This window comes from Vibrio penaeicida, assembly GCF_002933855.1.
GTDB classification, from domain to species: domain Bacteria; phylum Pseudomonadota; class Gammaproteobacteria; order Enterobacterales; family Vibrionaceae; genus Vibrio; species Vibrio penaeicida_A.
In genome coordinates, this window is sequence record NZ_BFAQ01000008.1 from 214,145 (window position 1) to 235,743 (window position 21,599).

Below are 21,599 nucleotides of genomic sequence, written 5' to 3' on the forward strand. Positions count from 1 at the left end.
ACAAGCGTTACCTTGTGAATTGTGTATGGAGAGTATGAATTATTTGTGCTGTGACTCCCCATATGAGGTGGTTTTTAAACGGTATGTTGTACACAACTCTACGTGAACCATTAAAGTACGCTCCCACGGCGTGTATATTCGATTTGTTGAATAAATATTCAACTGGCGCTTCGAAAACAATATCCACTTCATTAGGGTCAGTATGTGGTTCATAGCGATTATCAGCAAAGGCAATGACTGGAGTGACTTCAAAACCACTGATGGTTTTTATTGGGTCGAGTTGACCAAGGTGGTGGATTTGATTTGCGATTAACCCAATTTCTTCATTTGCTTCTCGCATGGCAGTTTCAAATGGCGACGCATCGCCTTTTTCTGTTTTCCCACCGGGGAAGCTTATTTGCCCAGGGTGATGGCGAAGATGGGAGGCTCGACGAGTAAATATAATGTTGAGACCCGACTCTCGTTCCACTAGACCTATCAGTACAGCAGCGGTGCGAAAAGTATCGTGTTCCAAGTCATGGTGCCTTGTGAAGCTTTCTCTATGGTATTCCGAAGGTGGAGTAAATAGAAAACGTTTCAGAAACTCATCTTTATCCATAAATGCCTACTTTTTCTAACTATCTTATTAATTGTTAATGAAAATTGAAAAAATGACTAGTGTGGATCATGCTTTTATTACCAAAGTCGTAAATATGGTTACGTGATAAGGGGGGAAAATGAAGGGCTTAATATTTACCGAATTCCTTGAGTTGGTTGAAGAAAAGTTCGGTCTACCAACACTGGACAAAATACTTGATATTGCAGGCGACGATGGCGTTTATACGTCAGTGGGAAGCTATGATCATCATGATTTGGTTAAGCTCATCGTTGCACTGAGTAAAGAAACTGGCGTCAGCGCAGATGATCTTCAAGAAGTATTTGGTAAGGTAGTGTTCGCCAAGCTCTTAAGTACATTGCCACCAGAAGACGCTTTAATTCACAGTAAAAGTACATTCCAGTTTCTTCGCCATGTTGAAGACTACATTCATTTAGAAGTAAAAAAACTGTACCCCGATGCTCATCCACCACAGTTTAAATTTCTGTCTGAAAACAAGACTGAGTTAGTGATGGATTATCAAAGTGCCCGGTGCATGGGGAGTGTTTGTAAAGGATTGATTCTGGGATGCGCGGATCATTTTCAAGAGAACTTAGTGGTGAAAATGAAAACAAAGTCTGAAGATGCCAGTTTAGTGAGGTTTACCCTCACACTTAATTAGCGAGGCGAGAATGAATTCCCAGCTCGAATTACTGGAAAGAAAGCTGCGTAGAGAAGTGGCCGCAAGAAAACAGGCTGAAAAACTGCTCGAAGAAAAATCGATTGAAATGTACGGCTTAAATCAGCAATTGGATGAAAGCTTGCAGCAGGCGAAAGCCCAATCGGATGCACAGTTACTTAAAAAACAGTTTCATGAGCATATTTCTAGGATTCTGATTCGTTATGGCAGACAGTTTCTAAAACATGCACCAGACGAAGTCATTCTGAATAGCATGGTAAAGGAGCTTTGCAATAATGAATTGATGACTAGCGCGAAAGTTCTTTTACTTAAAAAGGACACGTTGGGGCTTTCAACCACCGAATTTGGGGGGTTGGAGTATCACGTTATTCCGCTTCATGTTATCGAACATGCCGACAAATTTTGGGACGGGAAAGGAGTCTTGTGGTGGCCTCTATTGGCAGAAGGCATGATGGTGGGTGTTTTAGCTGTAAAACCCGCCCCAAGTGTTGATGATAAGGCTTGGATCGAGAATCAAATAGCCTTGGTGGCAGAGTTGGTTAGCAGCGCTATCAGCCGTCAACTGATACTGCGGAACGCTATTGATGAAAGGGAACGAGCAGAAGCCTCAGAGCGCTCGACAAGAGACTTCCTTGCCATGATCAACCATGAACTAAGAACACCACTTAACGGTTTGTTGGGCACTGTTGAATTACTTTCAGACACCAAGCTGACCAACGAACAAGGGAAGCTGCTTAATACACTGGATCAATCTGGGCAATTTTTAAGAGTGATCATTGATGATTTGCTCGACTACAGCAAGATTAGCGCGGGTATGATGCAGCTACAAGAAAAAGCATTTCACTGGCCAGATATTCAATCAACACTGGTGAGTATTTTTTCTAATTTGGCTAAAGAGAAAAGAATCGATTTTCGTTTAGAAGGTTTTGATGGTATCCCAGATACTTTGATTGGCGACACCGAGCGAGTTAAACAAGTTTTCGTCAATTTGATAGGTAACGCAATTAAATTTACTGAGTCTGGGCATGTCTCGGTACATGTCTCATGGAAAAAAGGTTGGCTAACTTTCTATGTGCAAGATTCAGGGTGTGGGATCGATGAAAAAGACCAATCCAATCTTTTTCAGCCATTTGTTCAAGCTGATATTTCAAGCAAAAGAAATCACGAAGGTACGGGGTTAGGTCTAGCCATTTGTAAGCAGCTTATATCTATGATGCAAGGGGCAATATGTTTAAAAAGTGAACTGGGTAAGGGGACTCGGTTTGACGTGTCATTGCGTTTACCTGAGGGGGAGCTTAAAGATGTAGAGCCGAATAAATTGGAAAGCCTAGGAAACGATGAAACGATTGATACACTCAAAGTTTTGGTGGTGGAAGATTTGAGAGTAAATCAGTTTGTTATCAAAAAGATGCTGAAGAAACTCGGTATTACGCCTGAATTTGCCAACAATGGACAAGAAGGGGTCGATGCGATGAGTAATGGCCATTATGACGTCGTTTTCATGGATTGCCGCATGCCAGTAATGGATGGGTTTGAAGCAACACTGACTCTACGTGAGCGTAATATCCGTGTCCCAATCGTGGCCTTAACCGCAGGAACAACCTTGCTGGAACGAGAGCGATGCTTGAAGGTTGGAATGAACGATATTTTAAATAAACCGTATACCAGCGCAGATCTCAAAAGCGCGCTTGTTAAATGGGGTCTTTGATAACCCCCTATGATTGACATTAAGTTAAAGCGGATTGCTTTCGGGTGGTTTAACCTAGAGCTGGCTAGCTAAGAGCGGGCAAGATTCGACTGAGTTTGTCGAATGTTTCTTGGTATTCGGCGTTTGCTTCACTGTCTGCCACCAACCCACCACCTGCCCAAACGTACAGGTTTTGATTTTCAGCTACCAACGTACGAATGGTGATACTTGTGTCCATTTTTCCGCAGCGGCTAATGTAGCCAATACTACCGCAGTAAGCATTGCGGCGATGCGGTTCGAGTTCTTCTATGATTTCCATCGCTCTTACTTTTGGCGCCCCAGTAATTGAACCGCCAGGGAAGCAGGCGCGTAATAAATCGGTCGCGGATTTGTCTTCTGCTAATACTGCCGTCACTGTGCTTACCAAATGGTGAACAGCCGGAAAGCTCTCAATTGCAAACAGTTTTGGAACGGTAACGGTACCGGGTTTTGCCACTCTGCCTATATCGTTTCTTAATAAATCAACAATCATCAGGTTTTCTGCCTGATCTTTTTCAGCTAACTTTAAAGCTCGCGCTTGCGCTTCATCTTGTATTGGATCGTCCGATCTTGGTCTGGTGCCTTTTATGGGTTTTGTTTCGATCGTTCCTTCTTTAAGCTGCAAAAAACGTTCTGGAGAAACACTGATGATTGCGCTGTTTTCCATGCGAATAAAGGCAGAAAAAGGCGCTTTGTTTTGTTCTTCAAGCTTTAGGTAAGCAAGCCATTCGCTGCCGTCATATTTGGCTGAAAAACGTTGCGCTAAATTGATTTGATAACAATCCCCAGCTTGCAAATATTCCTGAACTTGATTGAAGCGTGTAACGTACTCGCTTTTACTCAGATTGCTCTGCCAAGTGCTGACGAGTGAAAAAGGATCACGCTTTTGAATATCCGCAACACCGGACAACCATTCCCATTGGGATTGAGCAGAAGTACCGATAAGCGTCGCTTTCTTTAGTTGATGATCACAAATCAGTGCCCAATCATAAATACCGACCGCCATATCTGGCGAACGGATATCTTTTTCTGCTTGTACGGGCAGTGCCTCTACGCGTCTTCCCAAGTCATAGCTAAAATAACCCAAAGCACCGCCTACAAACGGCAAATCATCAATAGGCTGTATTTTAGGGAGGCATTCCAATTGAAGAGCATTCAAAAGCAGGAAAGGGTCATCTTGGGATTCAAAAAACTCACCGCCTTTGGCAACCGTCGTATTGTCTCCAGACGTAATGATAGTCGCGACTGGGTTGGCTACAAGAATATCAAATCGGCTATCTGGGTGGCTTTCAGAGGCGGAACGCAGCAGCATGGACCAAGGTCGTGATTCGATTTTGCTGAATAGGTCTGATGCAAGCGAAGGTGAGTACTCAATAGAGACCGAAGATAGAGTTTTAATAGACTTGTTATTCATTTGTATAAATTTGTGACAAAGAGTTCGGAGACTACGTAGCGGATTATGGCGAGCAAGAGTATCATAAAAGAGAGCGAGAGGATGCATCCGTACTAACGGTCTGATTAAAAAGCATCCCATGTGGAAGCAATCGTTAAGACTTCTTGCTATACCTAAGCCACTTTGAGCTGTTTAACAAAGCCAAAAAGTGTCTTTGGTATACAAAATGGAAGCATAAATTATAACAATCGAGGCAATGTATGACCGTCATTCGTAAGCAAGATGTTATCAGCAGTGTGGCTGATGCACTTCAATACATTTCTTATTATCACCCTATGGACTTTGTCCAAGCCCTAGATGAAGCCTACCAACGTGAAGAAAGCCAAGCAGCAAAAGATGCTATCGCTCAGATTCTGATCAACTCACGCATGTCAGCCGAAGGTCACCGTCCTATTTGTCAGGATACGGGCATCGTGACGTGTTTTGTGAATATCGGAATGGGAGTGCAATGGGACTCTTCAGATTTAACCGTTCAACAAATGGTAGATGAAGGTGTACGCCAAGCTTACACCAACCCAGATAACCCGCTGCGTGCATCGGTTCTGATGGATCCGGCAGGTAAGCGAATCAACACCAAAGACAATACTCCGGCCGTTGTCCATATCAATATGGTGCCGGGTGACAAAGTCGAAATACAAATCGCAGCGAAAGGCGGCGGTAGTGAGAACAAAACCAAAATGGTAATGCTAAACCCATCTGACGATATTGCTGAATGGGTAGAGAAAACGTTACCCACCATGGGCGCAGGCTGGTGCCCACCGGGTATGTTGGGTATAGGTATTGGCGGTACGGCTGAAAAAGCCGCTGTATTGGCGAAAGAATCGCTCATGGAACACATCGACATTCATGAGTTGATCGAACGTGGTCCTGAAAATGCAGAAGAAGAGTTACGTTTGGATATCTTCAACCGTGTGAATCGGCTTGGTATTGGTGCACAAGGCTTGGGCGGATTGACGACAGTCGTCGATGTGAAAATCAAAACAGCGCCAACGCACGCTGCATCAAAACCAGTGTGTTTAATTCCTAACTGTGCTGCGACTCGTCATGTTCATTTCACTTTGGATGGCACAGGACCTGCTGAACTAACGCCACCTAAGTTAGAAGATTGGCCAGACATCACTTGGGAAGCGGGTGAAAATACACGCCGAGTCAATCTAGATACCGTCACCAAAGAAGACGTTCAAAACTGGAAGACAGGCGAAACTGTACTTCTATCCGGTAAGATCTTAACTGGTCGCGACGCAGCTCATAAACGTCTGCAAGGTATGCTTAATAGTGGCGAAGGCTTACCAGAAGGGGTGGATCTGAAAGGTAAGTTTATTTACTACGTTGGCCCTGTTGATGCAGTTGGTGATGAAGTAGTGGGGCCAGCAGGCCCAACAACGTCAACACGAATGGACAAATTCACCGATATGATGCTCGAAGAGACAGGCATAATGGGTATGATTGGTAAAGCGGAGCGAGGCCCTGCGACGGTAGAATCAATCAAAAATCACAAAGCCGTCTATCTAATGGCAGTTGGTGGCGCGGCGTACTTGGTTGCAAAAGCAATTAAGAAAGCCCGCGTTGTGGCATTTGAAGACTTAGGTATGGAAGCGATTTACGAATTTGAAGTCGAAGATATGCCAGTGACCGTTGCTGTTGACTCAACAGGCGCAAATGCGCACCAGATTGGCCCAGATACTTGGAAGGTAAAAATTGCCGAAGCCAACAAGGTTTAATGGATAGGCATAGAGAATAGGTTGGTTTGAGTATAAGCCAAATCTCACTTTTCAAATATTGATTATAAAAACGCAGCTAAGGCTGCGTTTTTTGTGGTTTTTCATTTGGTAAGGGTTAATATCGGTCTATATAAAAGGCAAAAACTAAAAGGAGAAATGATGCCTCGTTTTGTTAAATTTCTACAAATTCTAATTGCCGTTATCGTCGGAGCGATCGTCGGTTACGACATGATCCTCCGTGGTATCGCCATTTTTCAAGAAACCTATGTGATCACCACGGTTGTTCTGACTTTACTACTGGAACTTGCGCTATTCGTTATCTACAAATTGATTGAAGACGATTAAGAAACAGTTCATCTGGTATTAATCCAATTTTTTGCATACTCTGGCTGCGGTTAGTACTGGAGTATGTGAATGAAACGAATCACCCAAGAAGTCAATGATTTAGTCCATCGTGGAATGGACAGACACGTAAAACTGGCGGTTACTGGTCTTTCTAGAGCAGGAAAAACGGCTTTTATCACTTCGTTGGTTAATCAACTGCTTCATTCGTCTACTCACGATAATCTCCCCTTATTGGCGGTTTCACAAGAGCATCGACTTGTTGGTGCCAAGCGTGTACCTCAATCGAATCTTATGGTGCCTCGTTTTGGTTATGAAGATGCCATAGATTCGCTTCAATCTATTCCACCATCGTGGCCTAAACCGACACGAGACGTCAGTGAAATTCGCTTAGCCATCAAATATCGACCCCATTCCGGTGTCATGAAATACCTTTCGAGTACGGCAACGTTGTATTTGGATATTGTTGATTATCCAGGTGAATGGTTATTGGATTTACCCCTTCTTGAAATGAGTTTTGAAGAGTGGAGTCAGTCGCAGTTTGAATCGATGAAAAACGCTCGGAAAGCACTCGCGCAAGAATGGTTTAGCGCAATGGAAGGGTTTGAACCCAATGCCGACGCCAACGAAAAGGAATTGGCTGAACTGAGTGCTAGCTATACCTCATTTTTGCACCGATGCAAAGATGAAGGGTTTCATTGGGTGCAACCCGGGCGCTTCGTGTTACCTGGAGAATTAGCGGGCGCACCCGTATTACAATTTTTCCCTCTGCAAGACTTTTCCAAAGTTGATGACGCCTTGAAAGGCAGCCAGTACTCCATGCTAAAGCAGCGTTATCAGGAATATCAGCAAAAAGTGGTGAAAGCGTTCTATAAAGAGCACTTTTCAACGTTCGACAGGCAAATCGTATTAGTGGATTGTTTACAACCCTTAAATGCCGGAAGAGAGTCTTTTAATGATATGAAAGGAGCGATTGAGCAGCTTCTTCGCTCATTCAAATATGGCCGGAATAATCTGCTAAGACGCCTTTTCTCGACCAAAATAGACAAAGTGTTATTTGCAGCAACGAAGTCTGATCACGTTACACCCGACCAGCATGCCAATTTAGCTTCGCTGCTAAAACAAATGGTACACCCAGCATGGCAACACGCTGCATTCGAAAATATAGATATGAGTTGTATGACATTAGCATCGATACAAGCTACGCAAGCAGGGTTTGTTGGCACTGGTGACGACAATTGCCCTGCAATACAAGGCACGCTCCTTTCCGATGAAGCTATGACGCTTTATCCCGGTGAAGTGCCACGTACTTTACCCGACGAGCGCTACTGGGCAACGCATTCCTTTGATTTTCAAAGCTTCAGACCTTCTCAGGTTGGGGAGGGCGAACCATTGAATCACGTTCGGATGGATAAAGCGTTGCAATACTTGATAGGGGACAAACTAGCATGAGTGAATTCAAACCCAAACGCGTTTTTAACGAATCTTTAGACGGTGAAAATGAGCAATCAGAGAGGGAGCTCAATGCGCACCTTCAGTTTGATGAAAAATCCAAATTTGTGCCTGCTGAAGTGACGGTTGAATCAGAAAATGACGAGAACTTAGAAACCGTCATTAAACCTTCGACGAAAGGCCGTTGGGGAGTGGCAGGGTTGCTCACGGGATTTACAGGGCTTGTTGCTTGGCAAACGGTCGATACGTTTTTAACGGCTTTTCAATCAGGAGACTGGCTGGCGTTTGGTTGGTCTGCCTTTGTTGCAGGGCTCGCTTCTATAGGCATTGGCTTTATTGGAAAAGAGCTTTGGAAGCTGAAAAAGCTTCGCCACCAGTTCTCCACTCAAGATAACGCACAGGCTATTTACGATGCCGACCAAATTGGTAAAGCGAAACCCTTTTGTACTGCAATTGCTAAACAAGCGGGAATAGATGAACTTTCACCTTCTTATGATCGTTGGGTGAACGCGATTAACGCCAACCATAGTGATCAAGAAGTTCTGCAAATGTACGACAGTATTGTGCTTAAGGAACTGGATAAAAAAGGAAAAGATCTTATCACTCGTTCTGCAAGCGAATCGGCATTGCTGGTGGCGGTGAGCCCGTTAGCGACCGCTGATATGCTTTTGGTGGCTTGGCGAAACTTTAAGTTAATCGATGATCTCGCAAAGTTGTACGGTGTCGATCTAGGGTATTGGTCGCGCATCAAATTACTAAAACTGGTTTTAGTGAACATGGCCGCCGCAGGGGCAACGGAGTTAGTTGCCGACGCCAGTATGGACCTTCTTTCCATGGATTTAGCAGGGAAGGTTTCTACCCGCGCAGCCCAAGGTATTGGTGTCGGTTTACTTACTGCTAGGCTCGGTATTCGAGCTATGTCTTTACTGCGCCCAGTACGCTGGCAAGCGAGCGACAAGATCAAGCTTGGAGAAGTGAGAAAAGGCATTGTTTCGCGTATTTCTAAATCTGTCTCCTAGATGAATTTTCCCATCATTGTTGCGTTTTTTGTATATAGAACCAGCAAACGGCGACGCTAATTCCTTAAGAACTCTCAATTTTGGGGAGTTCTCTTGACTGTCTTTCGTGCTTGTCCCAGACTTGGTGTCAACTTTTCCTGACACCTTGATGGACTCCAAAGTGCGTTTAGAAGTTTTATGTGAAGATCGGTTAGGTCTTACCCGTGAGTTGCTGGGTATCCTCGCGACCAAAGAGATCGATCTCAGAGGGATTGAGATTGATCGTCGAGGCATCATCTACCTCAATTGCCCTGAAATCGAATTTGATGATTTCCGTGATCTCATGGCACAAATCCGTTTGATAAACGGCGTGACGGACGTGCGAAAAATCCAATTTATGCCAAGTGAAAGGCAAAGCACGGAACTCATGGCATTGTTGGCTAATTTGCCCGATCCTGTTCTATCGGTGAGCTTAAAAGGCACCATAGACGTGGCAAACCATTCCGCTCATGATCTGTTTTTTCATCAAGGTGCAGAACTCATCGATGAACCGATAGGTCACTACATACCGCAGTTTAACTTTGCTCGCTGGCTAGAAGAGAGCAGTGCGCGTTTTCGCGATACAGTTGTCATCAATGGTCTCGATTACACGCTAGAAGTGATGCCGGTGTACATTACTGGCGAATCTAACGATACGGTCTTAGCCAGTGCGGTAGTTACATTGAAAAATCGATTGCCGAACGTGCAAAATGATCCATTCTTATCGGAAAGCAATAATCTGGGCTTTGAACATTTTGTGGGCAGCTCAAACCGACACAAAAGCTTAATGGCGCAAGCCAAAAAGCTTGCCACCATGAGCCAACCTTTACTTATTGAAGGTGAAACGGGTACAGGCAAAGAGATGTTGGCGCGAGCATGTCATAACCGCTCAGAAAGAGCGAGCCACCCATTTCTTGTTTTAAGCTGTGCGTCAATGCCAGATGATGTAGCCGAAACGGAACTGTTTGGGCACGCGCCTGGAACGTTTAACAATCAAGAAGGGCACGTAGGCATATTTGAGCAAGCCAATGGCGGAACGGTTTTTCTCGATGAAATTGGGGAAATGAGCGCGCATCTGCAAATTAAGCTTTTACGCTTTTTGCAAGATGGAACGTTTCGCCGTGTAGGTGAAGAAAAGGAAGTACATGTTGATGTTCGAGTGATTGCAGCAACCAAGCAAATGCTCGTTGAATTAACGGAAACAGGCGTATTCCGTGAAGATTTGTATTATCGTCTTAACGTTTTAAGTTTGCATATCCCTGCCCTAAGAGAGCGCAATGCTGATGTTGGCACGTTGCTGGATCTCTTCATTTCTAAGTACGCCCATCAATTGGGGATAAATAAGCCCGCCATTAGTGAAAGCGCGCTCGAAGAGCTCAGCCAGTATCCTTGGCCAGGTAATATTCGCCAGCTCGACAATATGGTGCTAAGAGCGATGACTCGGTTATCGGGTGATACGCTTCAAATTGATGATTTTGAACTGCCTTCAATTGAGCAATCTAATGCGCTTGTGGGCATTAATATGGATGGATCGCTCGATGAGATCATGAAATCCTATGAGTCTCAAATTCTTCAAAACTTATACCAATCGTTCCCTTCCAGTCGCAAGTTGGCCAAACGCTTGAATGTTTCACATACATCCATTGCGAACAAATTACGCGATTACGGTATCAGGAAGCCCTAGTCATGAGTTCATACATAATGCATGCGTCTTGCAACGGTGTGATTGTGCGTACAGCAGAACCCGGTGACGCAAAAAAAATCAGTGAATATTTCAGAAGAAATAAAGCGCATTTAAAACCTTGGGAACCTAAGCGTGAAGAAGCCTTTTTTCGTGAAGATGGTTGGGCACAGCGACTGATAAAGCTACATGAACTTCATCGAATGGGATTGGCGTTTTATTTGCTTATCGTCGACGAAGAAACGGATGAAATGATGGGGACGGTTTCTTTTAGTAACGTATCTCGTCATCCGTTTCATGCCTGTAATGTAGGTTATTCTGTCGCCGAATATCACCAAGGAAAAGGCGTGATGAAAACCGCGCTTAAATTATCCTGCGATTGGCTATTTGAAAATCAAAATTTGCATCGTATTATGGCCGCGTATATCCCGACTAACCAGCGTAGTGAAGGGGTTTTGAAGCACCTAGGTTTTCAACTTGAAGGGACGGCAAAAGATTACTTGCTTATTGATGGTAAGTGGCGAGATCACAACCTAACTTCATTGATTAATCCTAACTGGCGCGAAAAGCCAGATTACTCTAATTAATAAAGGAAACACATGTCCTATTTGTCCTTGGATGATTATCAACGCAAATGGATTTTTACCCATCAGTCGATGCCTGTTCCTGAAGCAGAACTGAGCCATATAAAGCCCATGACACAAGCACGTGCCGCACAGCTTTGGAAAGAAAATATCAGTGCTCAAAGCCCTGATTCTGAACGTCTTAGCTCTCAAGACTGGCCAATGAAAACCAGTAATTGGTTACATGAAGTCGACTGGATGCAAGATTGGGATTCCGATATAGAAGATTTGCCTGCTGAAGTTTTGGAACACATTGATTGGCAAGACGACGTTACTGTGTATTTCTGTTATGAGAAGTACAATGTGATTGAGACAAAATGGGTATTCTTTAAGAGGTATTGGAAGAACTTCCTTTTTTATGATGACGGACCGATCTTAATTGCTCGCCGTCGCAATGAAGCACTTTGGTTTAGCGGGAATGGTAACGTAAAAGTGGGTTACCGAAATAAGCCGTGATGAACCTTTAGATTTTGTACTTAAGAAACCGCCATGCATTCATGGCGGTTTTTTTTTGGGCTTTGAGTTTTCTCTATATGAGAAGGTTATGTAAGAAAGTGAGTTTTATAGTAAAAATAACTAAAACTATAATGTGTTGATAAATCGAACTTAATTTAAAAGTTTGATATTTGACTCGCAAAATGGTGGATCATCTTAGAAAGAGAACTAGCATTATTTTTAGGGTTAATCTTACCCACAATAAGAATAAGGGGATCAAAAAATGCTAGTTAGAAAACATTTTCTATCCAGGTTTATGAAACTTGGTTCTATCTCTTCAGCTGTATCGTTAAGTTGTCTTTTAGTGGCGTTTGGAAGTACTGCAGGTACCATAAAAGTGGGCATGTCTACAGCTTTGGAAGGCCCTGCAAGTGGCTTAGGTACCAATGTGAAAGCGGGTGTCGAAAGCTATTTTAAGATGGTTAACGATGCTGGTGGTGTAAATGGCAACAAACTGGAACTAATCGCAATTAATGACGGTTATGAACCTGGAAAAGCAGCCAAAAACACGCGAGCGTTAATAAACGACCACAAAGTGGTTGCCATGATCGGCAATGTTGGTACACCGACAGCGGTTGTGACAGTACCTATTGCAAATGAAATGAAGGTGCCATTAATTGGAGCTGTAACCGGTGCTGGCTTACTTCGCCAAAGCCCACCAGACCGATACATTATTAATTACCGTGCGAGTTATGCACAAGAAACAGCCGCAATGATTGATGGCTTACTCGGCAGTGGTATCAAGCCGGAAGAAATCGCATTTTTTACTCAAAAAGATGGGTATGGTGATGCGGGTTACAACGGTGGCGTGAGCGCACTTAAATCTCATGGTTTTACGGACATTGGCTCTATTGCCCATGGTCGTTATGAGCGAAATACCACAAACGTAGAAGATGGGCTAATCACGGTTTTAGACGCAGAAGTTGAACCGAAAGCCATCATTATGGTTGGTGCTTATAAGCCTTGTGCAGAGTTTATATCCTTGGCTCAAGAAGAGTTACCCGATGCTTTGTTCCTAAACGTTTCGTTTGTTGGCAGCGTGTCTTTGATGAAAGAGCTGGGAGAGAAGTCTGAAGGTGTCATTATCACTCAGGTCGTACCGCACTATGAGGCTAATTTACCGACAGTAAATGAGTTTAGATCGTCCCTATCCAGTTTCAACAATTCAGTTCCTCCTTCGTTTTTGGCATTAGAAGGTTACCTTGCGGCAAAAATTCTTGTTGATGGAATAAAAAGCAAGTCAGGTATCTTGAATTCAGAAGACATCGTTAATGGTATCCAAAGTTTAAGCAATTTTGATTTGGGCATTGGAACCAAAAACATGCTGGATGCAACGCATCATCAGGCGAGTAACGATGTGTGGCCGACTCAGATTAAAGGTGGTCAGTTCGTGAAACTGAACTGGAACGAACTGTAAGCGTAGGTGAGGTGGTGTATGTCTTCGAGTAAAGCGAATGCCAAGTTATCAATAAAGCTGCTTGTCTTTTTATTATCAGGAACCAGCTTAATCGCTATTGCTGTTTTGCTGACAATGTCTCTGTATTCAATGCAGAGGAGTGAAGTGGGACAGCAGAAATTGGGCACGATGTCGACTCTACAAGAGTCTATGGGGCTTGCTCAAGAATCTGTGTTCACTTTACTGTCGAGGACGACCACCATCCTCTCTTCACTGAAGAGTGAGGAATTAGCCAATCTACCTGATATCTCCAATGCAGATAAAGAATTTAAGCTTCTGTTGGATAAATTCGAAGCGTCGATGCCAGGGTTCATCGATCGTGCTTCTCTAGAGGCGTCGTTTAAGCACGATATTGAAGAAACAGATCTTTTAATGGTAGAAAAGCGCGACCAACTTAAAGATGAGTTTATGCTTCGCGAGAAGATCGCTATTTTCAGCGTTGTTCAAAAAGACCTGCAAAGCGCAATAGATAGTTTGGATGGGAAAATTGCGTTTGCGATTAAGCGTAACGAAAGGAAGTTAAAGCGAACGCTAAAAAGTAAAACATTGGCAGATGACCCTAAAAAGGTCGCAGATTTGATTAAGTACTCTAATGAATCACTAAGCAGTAGCGCTGTCGATGCAAAAAATAATGTTTCTAAGCTTAGGTTTGATATTGCCGCGTTAGGTGGGTTGGTTTGGAAAGCAGCAGCTGCCGAACAAGTGGATACCATTATTAGTATTCAGGCGAACCAAGCTAAGCAGATTCTGGATGGCATTAACAAGAAAATGTCTTCGATTGATGGCTATGTTAATGAGATCAATAAGTATCAAAAAGAGTATCAAAAGCTGGAAGAGCTCCTGAACCAATTTTTACTGATCGCATTCAACGACAAAGTATCCATATTTTATCTAAAGCGTCATATCATCGAGCTTGGTGAGCAAATTCGCCGTGAAGTTTTGGAAGTGAATAGTACCGGGGAAATCCTCAGCAGTAAACTTCAAGAAATTTCAAGCCGTGTTAACGATCTCAAGGATCAAGAATTAGAGTCGGCGACCCTCGTTCTGCAAAGAAACAAGTTGATACTAAATGTGGTCAGTGGCGTGGTGATTCTTTTTACTATTATCATCAGTATTACTGTTGTCCGGCTCATATCGGGATCACTTAAGTCTTTGTCTGATGCATTAGAACGAATTGCGCAAGGCGAAGCCGACTTAACGGTTAGGCTAGAGAAGTCGAAACTCAAAGAGCTAGGAAAGATCGGTGATTTGTTCAATCATTTTGTTAGCCGCATTGAGAAAGTGATTGTCGAAGTATCAAGCATGACCCAGCACTTAGATAAGTCGGTAAATACCTTGGTGGATGAGTCCAAGTACTCTCGCGACTTAGTCGTTCAACAGGATGTCGAAACCAAACAAGTCTCCTGCTCAATGGAGAAAATGCTCTTGGTTGTTGAGCAGGTTAAAACGAATATTAGTTCAGCAGATGATGCATCAAACGTCGCCCGTGAAAACGGAAAATCGTCTTCAAATGAATTGGAAAGTGTTGTAACCAATATCCAGCGGCTTGATAACGTTATGGGAAATGCTGACCAAGTCATGCGAGAGCTTAAAACTCGCTCGGATTCGATAAGTTCTGTATTGGGTGTTATTTCTGAAATAGCAGAGCAAACCAATTTACTGGCGCTTAATGCCGCAATTGAATCGGCGCGAGCCGGAGAGCATGGAAGAGGTTTTGCCGTTGTTGCTGATGAAGTAAGAAGTTTGGCAGGGCGGACTCAGCAATCGACACAAGAAATCGGAACCATTATTGAAGACTTACAACAAGGAACGATGAATGCCGCAAAAGAAATCGATGAAGCGGTAAAAATGGCAGAAGAGGTCAGTAAGTTAGTGAATCAAGCTAACGATTCAGTGAATGTCAGCGTCGATTCAATTGCAGAAATTGCTCATCGTTCGTCGGACATTTCCCGAGCAGTGGACGAGCAGGTAACAGCTTCAGAAAGCGTTCAAGACAGTATCAGTGTGATGCAGGGAAATACTGAAAAATCATTGGTGAGCGCAGGCAATGTGGACGAGTTGAGTGAGAGCCTCAATCAACTCAGTGGATCGCTGAGAGATCTCGTTGGTCAGTTTAAGTGCCAAGCATCATAATTTAATAGCGTATTACGTGTATTGATTATTACTGTATAAAAAAACAGCTTTTTTCTTGACTCGTACTTTAAAATTTCTATACTGTATGTGTATACAGTTTTTATAGGAGGGCTGAGTATGTTGTGGGAAACAATGGAAAGGGTGAACAAATTACGTCAGCAAGCATTGGCTGATCCCGAATTTATCAAGGCTGCAAAAGAGCATGAAGACGCATTGAAAGCAATGGCGAAAGAAGATGCAATTGTTCGAAAAAAACGCTTGAAAGTAGCTCAGGAAAACACATCACATCGTGGACCTAAATTGTTGTCAGATATATACAGTGAGTCGGTATTTGGTGCTAACCCAACGGGTGAACAACACTGATTCAAATATCACTCTTATTTTTAGGCGTATCACTATATTAATGAATAAAACCAGCTTACGAAGATAGCTGGTTTTTTTCTTTCTCAACACAGCGAAATCTATACCCAGCCCCCATTCTTATTGCATCTCCCTCTCGAATTTAACTTTTCTATGTAGAGATAACTGTTTGTATTGCCTAGACTTGTCTTAGGGCTTCCAAATTAGGCAATCTCATGCGTTCCCAGTTACTACTTTTAATGCACAAAGCGTACATAAAAGCACTGAAAATCGCGGCTGATATTATTCCGATTCCAAAGCCGACTCTGTTTCAGGGAAAGGATTCGCACAAGCAGCTTTGCCACTCTATTTCACTGCTTGGCATCAAACGTGTTCTTATTGTTACTGATGAGGGGATTTGTTCATCTGGTCTGCTGGAAAAGTTGGAGTCGGAATTGGTGCGAGCCAGTGTTGAATACTCGGTGTTTAAAAAAGTCACACCGGATCCAACATACGATCAGGTTGAACTCGGTTTGGAACAATATCAACGCGACCACTGTCAGGGAATATTGGCATTGGGAGGGGGATCGCCTATCGACTGTGGAAAAGTAATTGCGGCACGTGTAACCAATAAAAAATCCATTAAGCGCCTAACTGGATTACTCAAAGTTTGGCGTGCACCAGCCCCACTTTTTGTCATGCCAACAACATCGGGCACGGGGTCTGAAGTCACGGTTGCGGCTGTGGTATCCGATCCTATTTCTCATCAAAAAACGCCATTAATGGACCCGAAATTGGTCCCTATGTTGGTTTCGTTGGACCCTGCTTTCTCAATGGGTTTGCCTCCTCATATTACCGCTCATACAGGTATGGACGCGTTAACCCACGCTATTGAAGCGTATATTTCTGTTAATGCGAGCTCTGAAACCAATGGGTACGCAAAAGCTGCCATCACCCTTATTCACGAGAACCTAGAAAAAGCCTTTATCTACGGCCAGAACAGTGCGGTTCGGCAAAATATGTCGCTTGCATCTTACTATGCCGGTTTAGCCTTTACGAAAGCTAGCCTTGGTTATGTTCACGCCATCTCACATAACATTGGTGCTAAGTACGGAACACCTCACGGATTGGCGAATGCCGTGATATTGCCGCACGTTTTAGAGTTCTCCAAACCGGCGGTTACGAAGCAGTTGGCCGAACTTGCTGATCTTATTCATGTCAGTGAGCCAAAAAGCACCGAGAGGATGAAAGCCCAAGCGTTTATACAGTATGTTCAAAGCCTTCAGTCAAAACTTCATATACCTGAAAAGTTGGATAAATTGGTGGATGAAGATATCCCAGATATCGCAAAAGCAGCCCTGTACGAGGCGCAGTGGAACTATCCTGTGCCTAAGCAGATGAACCAACATCAGTGTGAATTGCTTATTCATAAATTTCTCCCATCGACTTAGATGTGTTTTTCTAGGCACAACGTCTAATTCAACTTTTCGCCTGTTACAGACACTAGAGTTGGTATTGAAGTGGCTAAATTTGTGCCTAGTTCTAAAGCCAACCCAACTCCAATGTCCAATTCTAAGCTGCACTAGCCGCCAAGTACTTTGAGGTAACTGGGGCATGAGCTCGCGTTTCCTTCTTTTCAGAACGCTTCTTTTCCACTTTTGACATAAAGCATGTAAAGGGAGTTGATCCGGTTGAATATTTGTATTAACGTAAACAATCTTAATATGAAGATAAATAAGTTAATCTAACAAGTATCAGAAAGTGTTTAGGAGAGAAACATGAAACTAGCAATCATATCTGGAAGCCATCGAGCACAGTCACAAAGTTTGAAAGTAGGGAAGTTTCTTAAATCTCTCAGTCAGCACCATGGTTTTGAAGAAGCCAAAGTGTATGATCTCCATGAACTTAATCTGCCAATGTGGAATGAAGGTGTATGGCAAGGTAGTGAAGAGTGGCAGCCGTGGCGAGACGTTGCTGCTGAACTAAAAGAAGCAGACGCATTTGTGTTTATTACACCGGAATGGCATGGAATGGCGACCCCTGCATTAAAAAACTTTTTGATGCTGACAACGGCAAATGAATTGGCTCATAAACCGGCGTTACTTGTTAGTGTTACTGTGAGCATCAATGGGGTGTATCCCATCAGTGAACTGAGGCTGAGTGGGAGTAAAAATAATCATGTCTGCTTTTTGCCCGATCACCTTATCTTTAGAAATAGCCAAGATCTTTTAGATGAAGAGAATCACTGCACCGATGAAGCGTTTGGGAGACGTGCGAATTACACCATGTCTTTGCTTTCTGCATACTCAAACGCTTTAGCGCCGATCCATCGAGATATGTTAGAAGCAGGCAAAGAATTTACCTACGGTATGTAGATAGGGGCTAGTATCACATGGGCTTAGCTCTACTAACCCAGCCTTAAGCATGGCGTTATGTATTTTCCATAACGCGATGCTTAATACGGCTCAGCCCTACAGGGGTGACACCTAGGTATCGGGCAATATCATTTTGTGTCACTTTGTCAATCAATTCAGGTGAAGTTTCAAGAAGCTTTTCATAACGTTGCTGTGCGGATAAACACAGCAAATCTCTCTCTCGCTGCTCTTTCTTCATTGCGAACTTTAGCAATATCTCTATGACATCTTGAGACAACTCTTGATCTGTCAAACTGGCAGAATGCAGCGCTTTGAAATCAAACCGGACTAATGTACACGGCTCTAAGCAAATCAAGCTAAAGGTATTTTGCATCTGCGCATACGCTGCCGACATGCTCCCAATAACATCACCTCTCAGCAGAAAGGATTTTATTGTCTCTTTACCTTCACTTGTTACGTAGTAGGCCTTAAGCATCCCCTCTTTGATGACGTACATAGAAGAGTCGGAATCACCTTGTCTAAACAAGTGGTCACCTATTTCTTTGTGCAGCGCCGTACCGTTTTGTTCAATAAAATTCAAAAAATTCATCATTTTTAACCCAGGTTAACGCTCGCCTGCTGGCAAAGCTCTAAAGTCCTTTTCATGAAGCTTAATGCATTCAGTTGAATTGGAGAAGTAAATGGAATTAACAAATAAAAAGATCATCATTACTGGCGGAACATCGGGTATTGGGCTCGATTTAGTGCGTATGTTGAGTAAGCAAAACAGGTTGATAGTCATTGGCCGAGATGCGGCAAAACTAGCGAAGTTATCGGCAGACTTTAACGTAGTAACGTATCAGGCTGAGCTATCAGATATCAGTTCCGTTGAATGGATCGCCAGCTCCATCATCAAAGACCATAAAAAGATTGATGTGCTCATCAACAATGCTGCTGTGCAATATACCCCGAGTTTTACAAGCCAGAATTTCAAGTACGAAAATATCCAGCGAGAGATCACCACAAATTTCACCTCTGTATGTTGTTTAACCTCTTTGCTTTTGCCAAGCCTAATGAACGCCCCTAAGGCGGTCATTCTCAACGTAAATTCCGGATTGGCTCTCATGCCTAAAACAACATCCGCCATATATTGCGCCACTAAGAGCGCGTTGAACTCTTTTTCTCGGTCGCTTCGATACCAACTAGAGGATACCAATGTACGAGTGTTGCAAGCGCTCATGCCATTGGTCGAAACCAAGATGACGGATGGCAGAGGGAGCGGAAAACTGACGTCGGAAGATGCTGCCAATCGGTTAATTGAAGGAATAGAGAAGCAGATAGAAGACAACGATATTGGAAAAGTAAAACTGCTCCGATGGTTAATGCGCTTGTCGCCAGGAGCCGCGGCAAATTTGATGAAACGAGCGTAACCATGAAAGCAATGATAGGGCTAATAGGAGGATTAGTAATGGGATCCATTTCTGAGGTAAATGCAATTGAGATAAATGTGACCAATGTAGATGTTGAGAGGGGAGGGAATCTCATTGTCTTCATTTTTGGCGAAGATGGTTTCCCTAAAATTCACGCAAAGGCTTTGCAAAATCAAACCCAATCGCAGCTTAGTGCGGCTATGTCTTTTACGTTCGATATACCACAGCAAGAAATCGCGATAAAAATACTCCACGATGAGGACGAAGATGGAAAAGTGACGAAAAACTGGACGGGTATTTACCCCGCTGAAGGCTTGGGTTTTTCAAAGAAGCAAAAGGTGTCGCTTACTGGTGCCCCTGTGTATAAAAAATCCAAGCTAGTGAGATCCGAATTCGAGTCGGGTGTGGACATTGAAATGGTATATCCATAGGAGGTTAAAATGACATCTTTAATCAAAGTTATGCTGATTGTGGCAAGTATATTTGCCTCTACTTTTATTATTTTAAAAGTCGCGGGTGTACTCAGTATTGAGCAAATTGAATCTTGGCTGACGTACGCGAAGTCCTTGTCGCCCATTTACGTAGGGGGCATGACAATATTACTGCTCTTTGCTGATTTGTTTGTCGCGATGCCGACGCTAACGATCACCATACTGTCTGGCTATTTCTTAGGGCAGTGGTATGGTGCGCTTGCAGCCGTGATTGGGATGATGCTCGCGGGGTGCATTGGTTTTGTTTTGGGAAGGCGATACGGCAACAGAATATTGTCTTTTATTGTCAAAGATGAGGAAAAAATCTTTGAAATTAACACCGCTTTTCAGAGCCACGGCTTTACGATGATTTTGTTGTCAAGGGCGGTGCCGATATTGCCAGAAGTGACAGCGTGTCTCGCAGGAATGACGGGGATGTCATTCTCACGCTTTATCACTGCTTGGTCACTCAGCACCATTCCATATTGTTTGATAGCTGTGTATTCGGGGTCTATTAGTACTTTGGATAACCCTAAGCCTGCCATTATTACCGCCGCATTACTGACGTCTGGTTTATGGTTAGGCTGGTATTTGTTCCGAAGGTTTAAACTTCGTAGCGCGGCTGTTTAACATACGCAGTATTTAGCATAGTCATGGACTAAATCACACGATTATCGCCGCAGCTATAAGCAATGATTTGGCTTATCTCTGATAGGCTACGCCCACTTTCTTGTTGCCACTGCGCAAAGGCATGGTTGGCTGCTTTTAAGGCGCTTTTCGTGTGGTTTCCGCTGGTTACTACGCCCGTATTTCTTAGATGTGATTCAACATCTGAAGAGAGGATAAAAGTATCTACACCGAGCTGGCGTAACGCATAAGGACCAGTGTTACCACCTAGGCGCTTTCCATGTTTTTTAAGGTGAGCCCAAAGATCCGTGATGCACTCGCTTTTCGTGTTCGCGACCATTTCTGCAAACGAGCCATGCTCATGTCTGGCTTCGTATATCATTTGAGCATTAGCAGGGATGGACATCACTTTTGTCAGATGGCGAATAATACGTGGGTCTTGGGCTTTTTGTTCCCAAACGTCATCTGACAACATTAATAAAGGCTCAATTCGGAACTGAAAGAAAATATCTTCAAAGCTTTCCCACTTACTTTTAACGACTTTCCAAGAAATCCCACATTGAAATACTTTTAACGTGAATTCTGCCAACCAACGATCGTCTGGAATAAGAGCAATCTCCTCTCGGCTTAGTGGCTTAGAAAGTAAACTCTCTAGGTTGCTAGCACCGCCTTTTCTTTCTGTAGCACGTTCATAAATATTTTGGAACTTCTCTCTAGGCATTTAAATATCCTTAAATATCATGCTGGTATGTTCAAATGGTGTAGTGTGACTTTGTAAAATACCTGTACAAATGATAACTGTTCGCATTTAATGTTGAATAATGAAGTAATACTACACAGCTTATACCAATCACAGTAAGTAAGTGTTCATAAATAGCGAAGGAAAAACGCTTGAGAACAAGGCAAAAAATTTCGATAAGTAGTTATTCTACAATCAAATTTTTTAACGCAGTTATCTAGTGTTTTAACAAGCTAGAATGAGTAAT

Annotated in this window: 21 protein-coding genes and 1 pseudogene; 18 read left to right on the plus strand and 4 right to left on the minus strand. The window is 43.3% G+C overall.

The annotated features are described in order from the left end of the window. Positions 1-7: 7 nt before the first annotated feature. On the minus strand, positions 8-598 hold the full coding sequence (locus VPNCDNU1_RS02760; protein WP_104398937.1) for a CoA pyrophosphatase: 591 nt from the start codon (positions 596-598) through the stop codon (positions 8-10). A 118-nt stretch (positions 599-716) separates the two neighbouring features. On the opposite strand from VPNCDNU1_RS02760, the gene VPNCDNU1_RS02765 reads away from it, so the two are divergent. Beyond that, a complete protein-coding gene (locus tag VPNCDNU1_RS02765) occupies positions 717-1,256 on the plus strand; it encodes a heme NO-binding domain-containing protein (protein ID WP_104398938.1) in 540 nt (179 codons plus the stop codon). 10 nt (positions 1,257-1,266) lie between these two features. Beyond that, a complete protein-coding gene (locus VPNCDNU1_RS02770; RefSeq protein WP_104398939.1) occupies positions 1,267-2,982 on the plus strand; it encodes an ATP-binding protein in 1,716 nt (571 codons plus the stop codon). A gap of 64 nt (positions 2,983-3,046) precedes the next feature. On the opposite strand, the gene pabB is transcribed toward VPNCDNU1_RS02770, so the two are convergent. Continuing rightward, positions 3,047-4,414: an aminodeoxychorismate synthase component 1 gene (gene pabB, locus VPNCDNU1_RS02775; protein WP_104398940.1), complete on the minus strand. Its 1,368-nt coding sequence runs from the start codon at positions 4,412-4,414 to the stop codon at positions 3,047-3,049. Positions 4,415-4,653: 239 nt separating this feature from the next. Here pabB and VPNCDNU1_RS02780 point away from each other — a divergent pair, with 239 nt between their 5' ends. From VPNCDNU1_RS02780 to VPNCDNU1_RS02835, 13 genes and pseudogenes are all read left to right on the plus strand, one after another. Further along, entirely contained in the window at positions 4,654-6,174 is a 1,521-nt protein-coding gene (locus tag VPNCDNU1_RS02780) for a fumarate hydratase (RefSeq protein ID WP_104398941.1), read from the plus strand. 159 nt (positions 6,175-6,333) lie between these two features. Then, positions 6,334-6,519, plus strand: a complete 186-nt coding sequence (locus VPNCDNU1_RS02785) for a hypothetical protein (RefSeq protein WP_101114690.1) — start codon at positions 6,334-6,336, stop codon at positions 6,517-6,519. 69 nt (positions 6,520-6,588) lie between these two features. Then, positions 6,589-7,968: a YcjX family protein gene (locus tag VPNCDNU1_RS02790; protein WP_104398942.1), complete on the plus strand. Its 1,380-nt coding sequence runs from the start codon at positions 6,589-6,591 to the stop codon at positions 7,966-7,968. Further along, a complete protein-coding gene (locus VPNCDNU1_RS02795; RefSeq protein WP_104398943.1) occupies positions 7,965-8,987 on the plus strand; it encodes a YcjF family protein in 1,023 nt (340 codons plus the stop codon). The genes VPNCDNU1_RS02790 and VPNCDNU1_RS02795 overlap by 4 nt, the downstream gene beginning before the upstream one ends. 160 nt (positions 8,988-9,147) lie before the next feature. Then, positions 9,148-10,689: a transcriptional regulator TyrR gene (gene tyrR, locus VPNCDNU1_RS02800; RefSeq protein WP_104398944.1), complete on the plus strand. Its 1,542-nt coding sequence runs from the start codon at positions 9,148-9,150 to the stop codon at positions 10,687-10,689. A gap of 2 nt (positions 10,690-10,691) precedes the next feature. Continuing rightward, positions 10,692-11,273 (plus strand): ribosomal protein S5-alanine N-acetyltransferase, encoded by a 582-nt coding sequence (gene rimJ / locus VPNCDNU1_RS02805; protein ID WP_104398945.1) that lies wholly within the window; start codon positions 10,692-10,694, stop codon positions 11,271-11,273. Positions 11,274-11,285: 12 nt separating this feature from the next. Then, the gene (locus VPNCDNU1_RS02810; protein WP_104398946.1) at positions 11,286-11,765 is read left to right on the plus strand and encodes a DUF2947 domain-containing protein; all 480 of its coding nucleotides are present in this window, start codon (positions 11,286-11,288) and stop codon (positions 11,763-11,765) included. A gap of 262 nt (positions 11,766-12,027) precedes the next feature. Next, entirely contained in the window at positions 12,028-13,221 is a 1,194-nt protein-coding gene (locus VPNCDNU1_RS02815) for an ABC transporter substrate-binding protein (protein WP_201797106.1), read from the plus strand. Positions 13,222-14,028: 807 nt separating this feature from the next. Then, positions 14,029-14,526: pseudogene (locus VPNCDNU1_RS29395) on the plus strand (HAMP domain-containing protein); the annotation flags it as partial. Between the two features lie 36 nt (positions 14,527-14,562). Further along, the gene (locus tag VPNCDNU1_RS29400) at positions 14,563-15,393 is read left to right on the plus strand and encodes a methyl-accepting chemotaxis protein (protein WP_442758990.1); all 831 of its coding nucleotides are present in this window, start codon (positions 14,563-14,565) and stop codon (positions 15,391-15,393) included. A 117-nt stretch (positions 15,394-15,510) separates the two neighbouring features. After that, positions 15,511-15,756 carry a hypothetical protein gene (locus VPNCDNU1_RS02825; RefSeq protein WP_104398948.1) on the plus strand — a complete coding sequence of 82 codons (246 nt, stop codon included), beginning with the start codon at positions 15,511-15,513 and terminating at the stop codon, positions 15,754-15,756. 212 nt (positions 15,757-15,968) lie between these two features. Continuing rightward, positions 15,969-17,183, plus strand: a complete 1,215-nt coding sequence (locus tag VPNCDNU1_RS02830) for an iron-containing alcohol dehydrogenase (protein WP_104398949.1) — start codon at positions 15,969-15,971, stop codon at positions 17,181-17,183. Positions 17,184-17,510: 327 nt separating this feature from the next. After that, entirely contained in the window at positions 17,511-18,107 is a 597-nt protein-coding gene (locus tag VPNCDNU1_RS02835) for an NADPH-dependent FMN reductase (protein WP_104398950.1), read from the plus strand. Positions 18,108-18,162: 55 nt separating this feature from the next. Here the strand turns inward: VPNCDNU1_RS02835 and VPNCDNU1_RS02840 are convergent, their stop codons facing one another. Beyond that, positions 18,163-18,699 carry a Crp/Fnr family transcriptional regulator gene (locus VPNCDNU1_RS02840; protein WP_104398951.1) on the minus strand — a complete coding sequence of 179 codons (537 nt, stop codon included), beginning with the start codon at positions 18,697-18,699 and terminating at the stop codon, positions 18,163-18,165. 88 nt (positions 18,700-18,787) lie between these two features. Between VPNCDNU1_RS02840 and VPNCDNU1_RS02845 the strand changes: the two genes are divergently transcribed. The 3 genes from VPNCDNU1_RS02845 to VPNCDNU1_RS02855 are packed head-to-tail and all read left to right on the plus strand — an operon-like array spanning position 18,788 to position 20,616. Beyond that, positions 18,788-19,516: an SDR family oxidoreductase gene (locus VPNCDNU1_RS02845; protein ID WP_104398952.1), complete on the plus strand. Its 729-nt coding sequence runs from the start codon at positions 18,788-18,790 to the stop codon at positions 19,514-19,516. A gap of 2 nt (positions 19,517-19,518) precedes the next feature. Continuing rightward, positions 19,519-19,947: a DUF2141 domain-containing protein gene (locus VPNCDNU1_RS02850; protein WP_237324073.1), complete on the plus strand. Its 429-nt coding sequence runs from the start codon at positions 19,519-19,521 to the stop codon at positions 19,945-19,947. Positions 19,948-19,956: 9 nt separating this feature from the next. Beyond that, positions 19,957-20,616, plus strand: coding sequence for a TVP38/TMEM64 family protein (locus tag VPNCDNU1_RS02855; protein WP_104398953.1), 660 nt, complete (start codon positions 19,957-19,959; stop codon positions 20,614-20,616). Between the two features lie 28 nt (positions 20,617-20,644). Here VPNCDNU1_RS02855 and VPNCDNU1_RS02860 read toward each other — a convergent pair whose 3' ends face one another. Further along, positions 20,645-21,334, minus strand: coding sequence for a DNA-3-methyladenine glycosylase I (locus VPNCDNU1_RS02860; protein WP_104398954.1), 690 nt, complete (start codon positions 21,332-21,334; stop codon positions 20,645-20,647). Positions 21,335-21,599: the final 265 nt, after the last annotated feature.

Bases quoted from the DNA above. Each gene is read 5' to 3' on its own strand.
- VPNCDNU1_RS02835 (WP_104398950.1), top strand. From the start codon at position 17,511: ATGAAACTAGCAATCATATCTGGAAGCCATCGAGCACAGTCACAAAGT.
- VPNCDNU1_RS02780 (WP_104398941.1), top strand. From the start codon at position 4,654: ATGACCGTCATTCGTAAGCAAGATGTTATCAGCAGTGTGGCTGATGCA.
- rimJ (WP_104398945.1), top strand. From the start codon at position 10,692: ATGAGTTCATACATAATGCATGCGTCTTGCAACGGTGTGATTGTGCGT.
- VPNCDNU1_RS02845 (WP_104398952.1), top strand. From the start codon at position 18,788: ATGGAATTAACAAATAAAAAGATCATCATTACTGGCGGAACATCGGGT.
- VPNCDNU1_RS02840 (WP_104398951.1), bottom strand. From the start codon at position 18,699: ATGATGAATTTTTTGAATTTTATTGAACAAAACGGTACGGCGCTGCAC.
- VPNCDNU1_RS02815 (WP_201797106.1), top strand. From the start codon at position 12,028: ATGCTAGTTAGAAAACATTTTCTATCCAGGTTTATGAAACTTGGTTCT.
- VPNCDNU1_RS02765 (WP_104398938.1), top strand. From the start codon at position 717: ATGAAGGGCTTAATATTTACCGAATTCCTTGAGTTGGTTGAAGAAAAG.
- VPNCDNU1_RS02860 (WP_104398954.1), bottom strand. From the start codon at position 21,334: ATGCCTAGAGAGAAGTTCCAAAATATTTATGAACGTGCTACAGAAAGA.
- VPNCDNU1_RS02830 (WP_104398949.1), top strand. From the start codon at position 15,969: ATGCGTTCCCAGTTACTACTTTTAATGCACAAAGCGTACATAAAAGCA.
- VPNCDNU1_RS02825 (WP_104398948.1), top strand. From the start codon at position 15,511: ATGTTGTGGGAAACAATGGAAAGGGTGAACAAATTACGTCAGCAAGCA.
- VPNCDNU1_RS02770 (WP_104398939.1), top strand. From the start codon at position 1,267: ATGAATTCCCAGCTCGAATTACTGGAAAGAAAGCTGCGTAGAGAAGTG.
- VPNCDNU1_RS02790 (WP_104398942.1), top strand. From the start codon at position 6,589: ATGAAACGAATCACCCAAGAAGTCAATGATTTAGTCCATCGTGGAATG.
- VPNCDNU1_RS02810 (WP_104398946.1), top strand. From the start codon at position 11,286: ATGTCCTATTTGTCCTTGGATGATTATCAACGCAAATGGATTTTTACC.
- VPNCDNU1_RS02850 (WP_237324073.1), top strand. From the start codon at position 19,519: ATGAAAGCAATGATAGGGCTAATAGGAGGATTAGTAATGGGATCCATT.
- VPNCDNU1_RS02795 (WP_104398943.1), top strand. From the start codon at position 7,965: ATGAGTGAATTCAAACCCAAACGCGTTTTTAACGAATCTTTAGACGGT.
- VPNCDNU1_RS29400 (WP_442758990.1), top strand. From the start codon at position 14,563: ATGACCCAGCACTTAGATAAGTCGGTAAATACCTTGGTGGATGAGTCC.
- VPNCDNU1_RS02785 (WP_101114690.1), top strand. From the start codon at position 6,334: ATGCCTCGTTTTGTTAAATTTCTACAAATTCTAATTGCCGTTATCGTC.
- pabB (WP_104398940.1), bottom strand. From the start codon at position 4,414: ATGAATAACAAGTCTATTAAAACTCTATCTTCGGTCTCTATTGAGTAC.
- VPNCDNU1_RS02855 (WP_104398953.1), top strand. From the start codon at position 19,957: ATGACATCTTTAATCAAAGTTATGCTGATTGTGGCAAGTATATTTGCC.
- VPNCDNU1_RS02760 (WP_104398937.1), bottom strand. From the start codon at position 598: ATGGATAAAGATGAGTTTCTGAAACGTTTTCTATTTACTCCACCTTCG.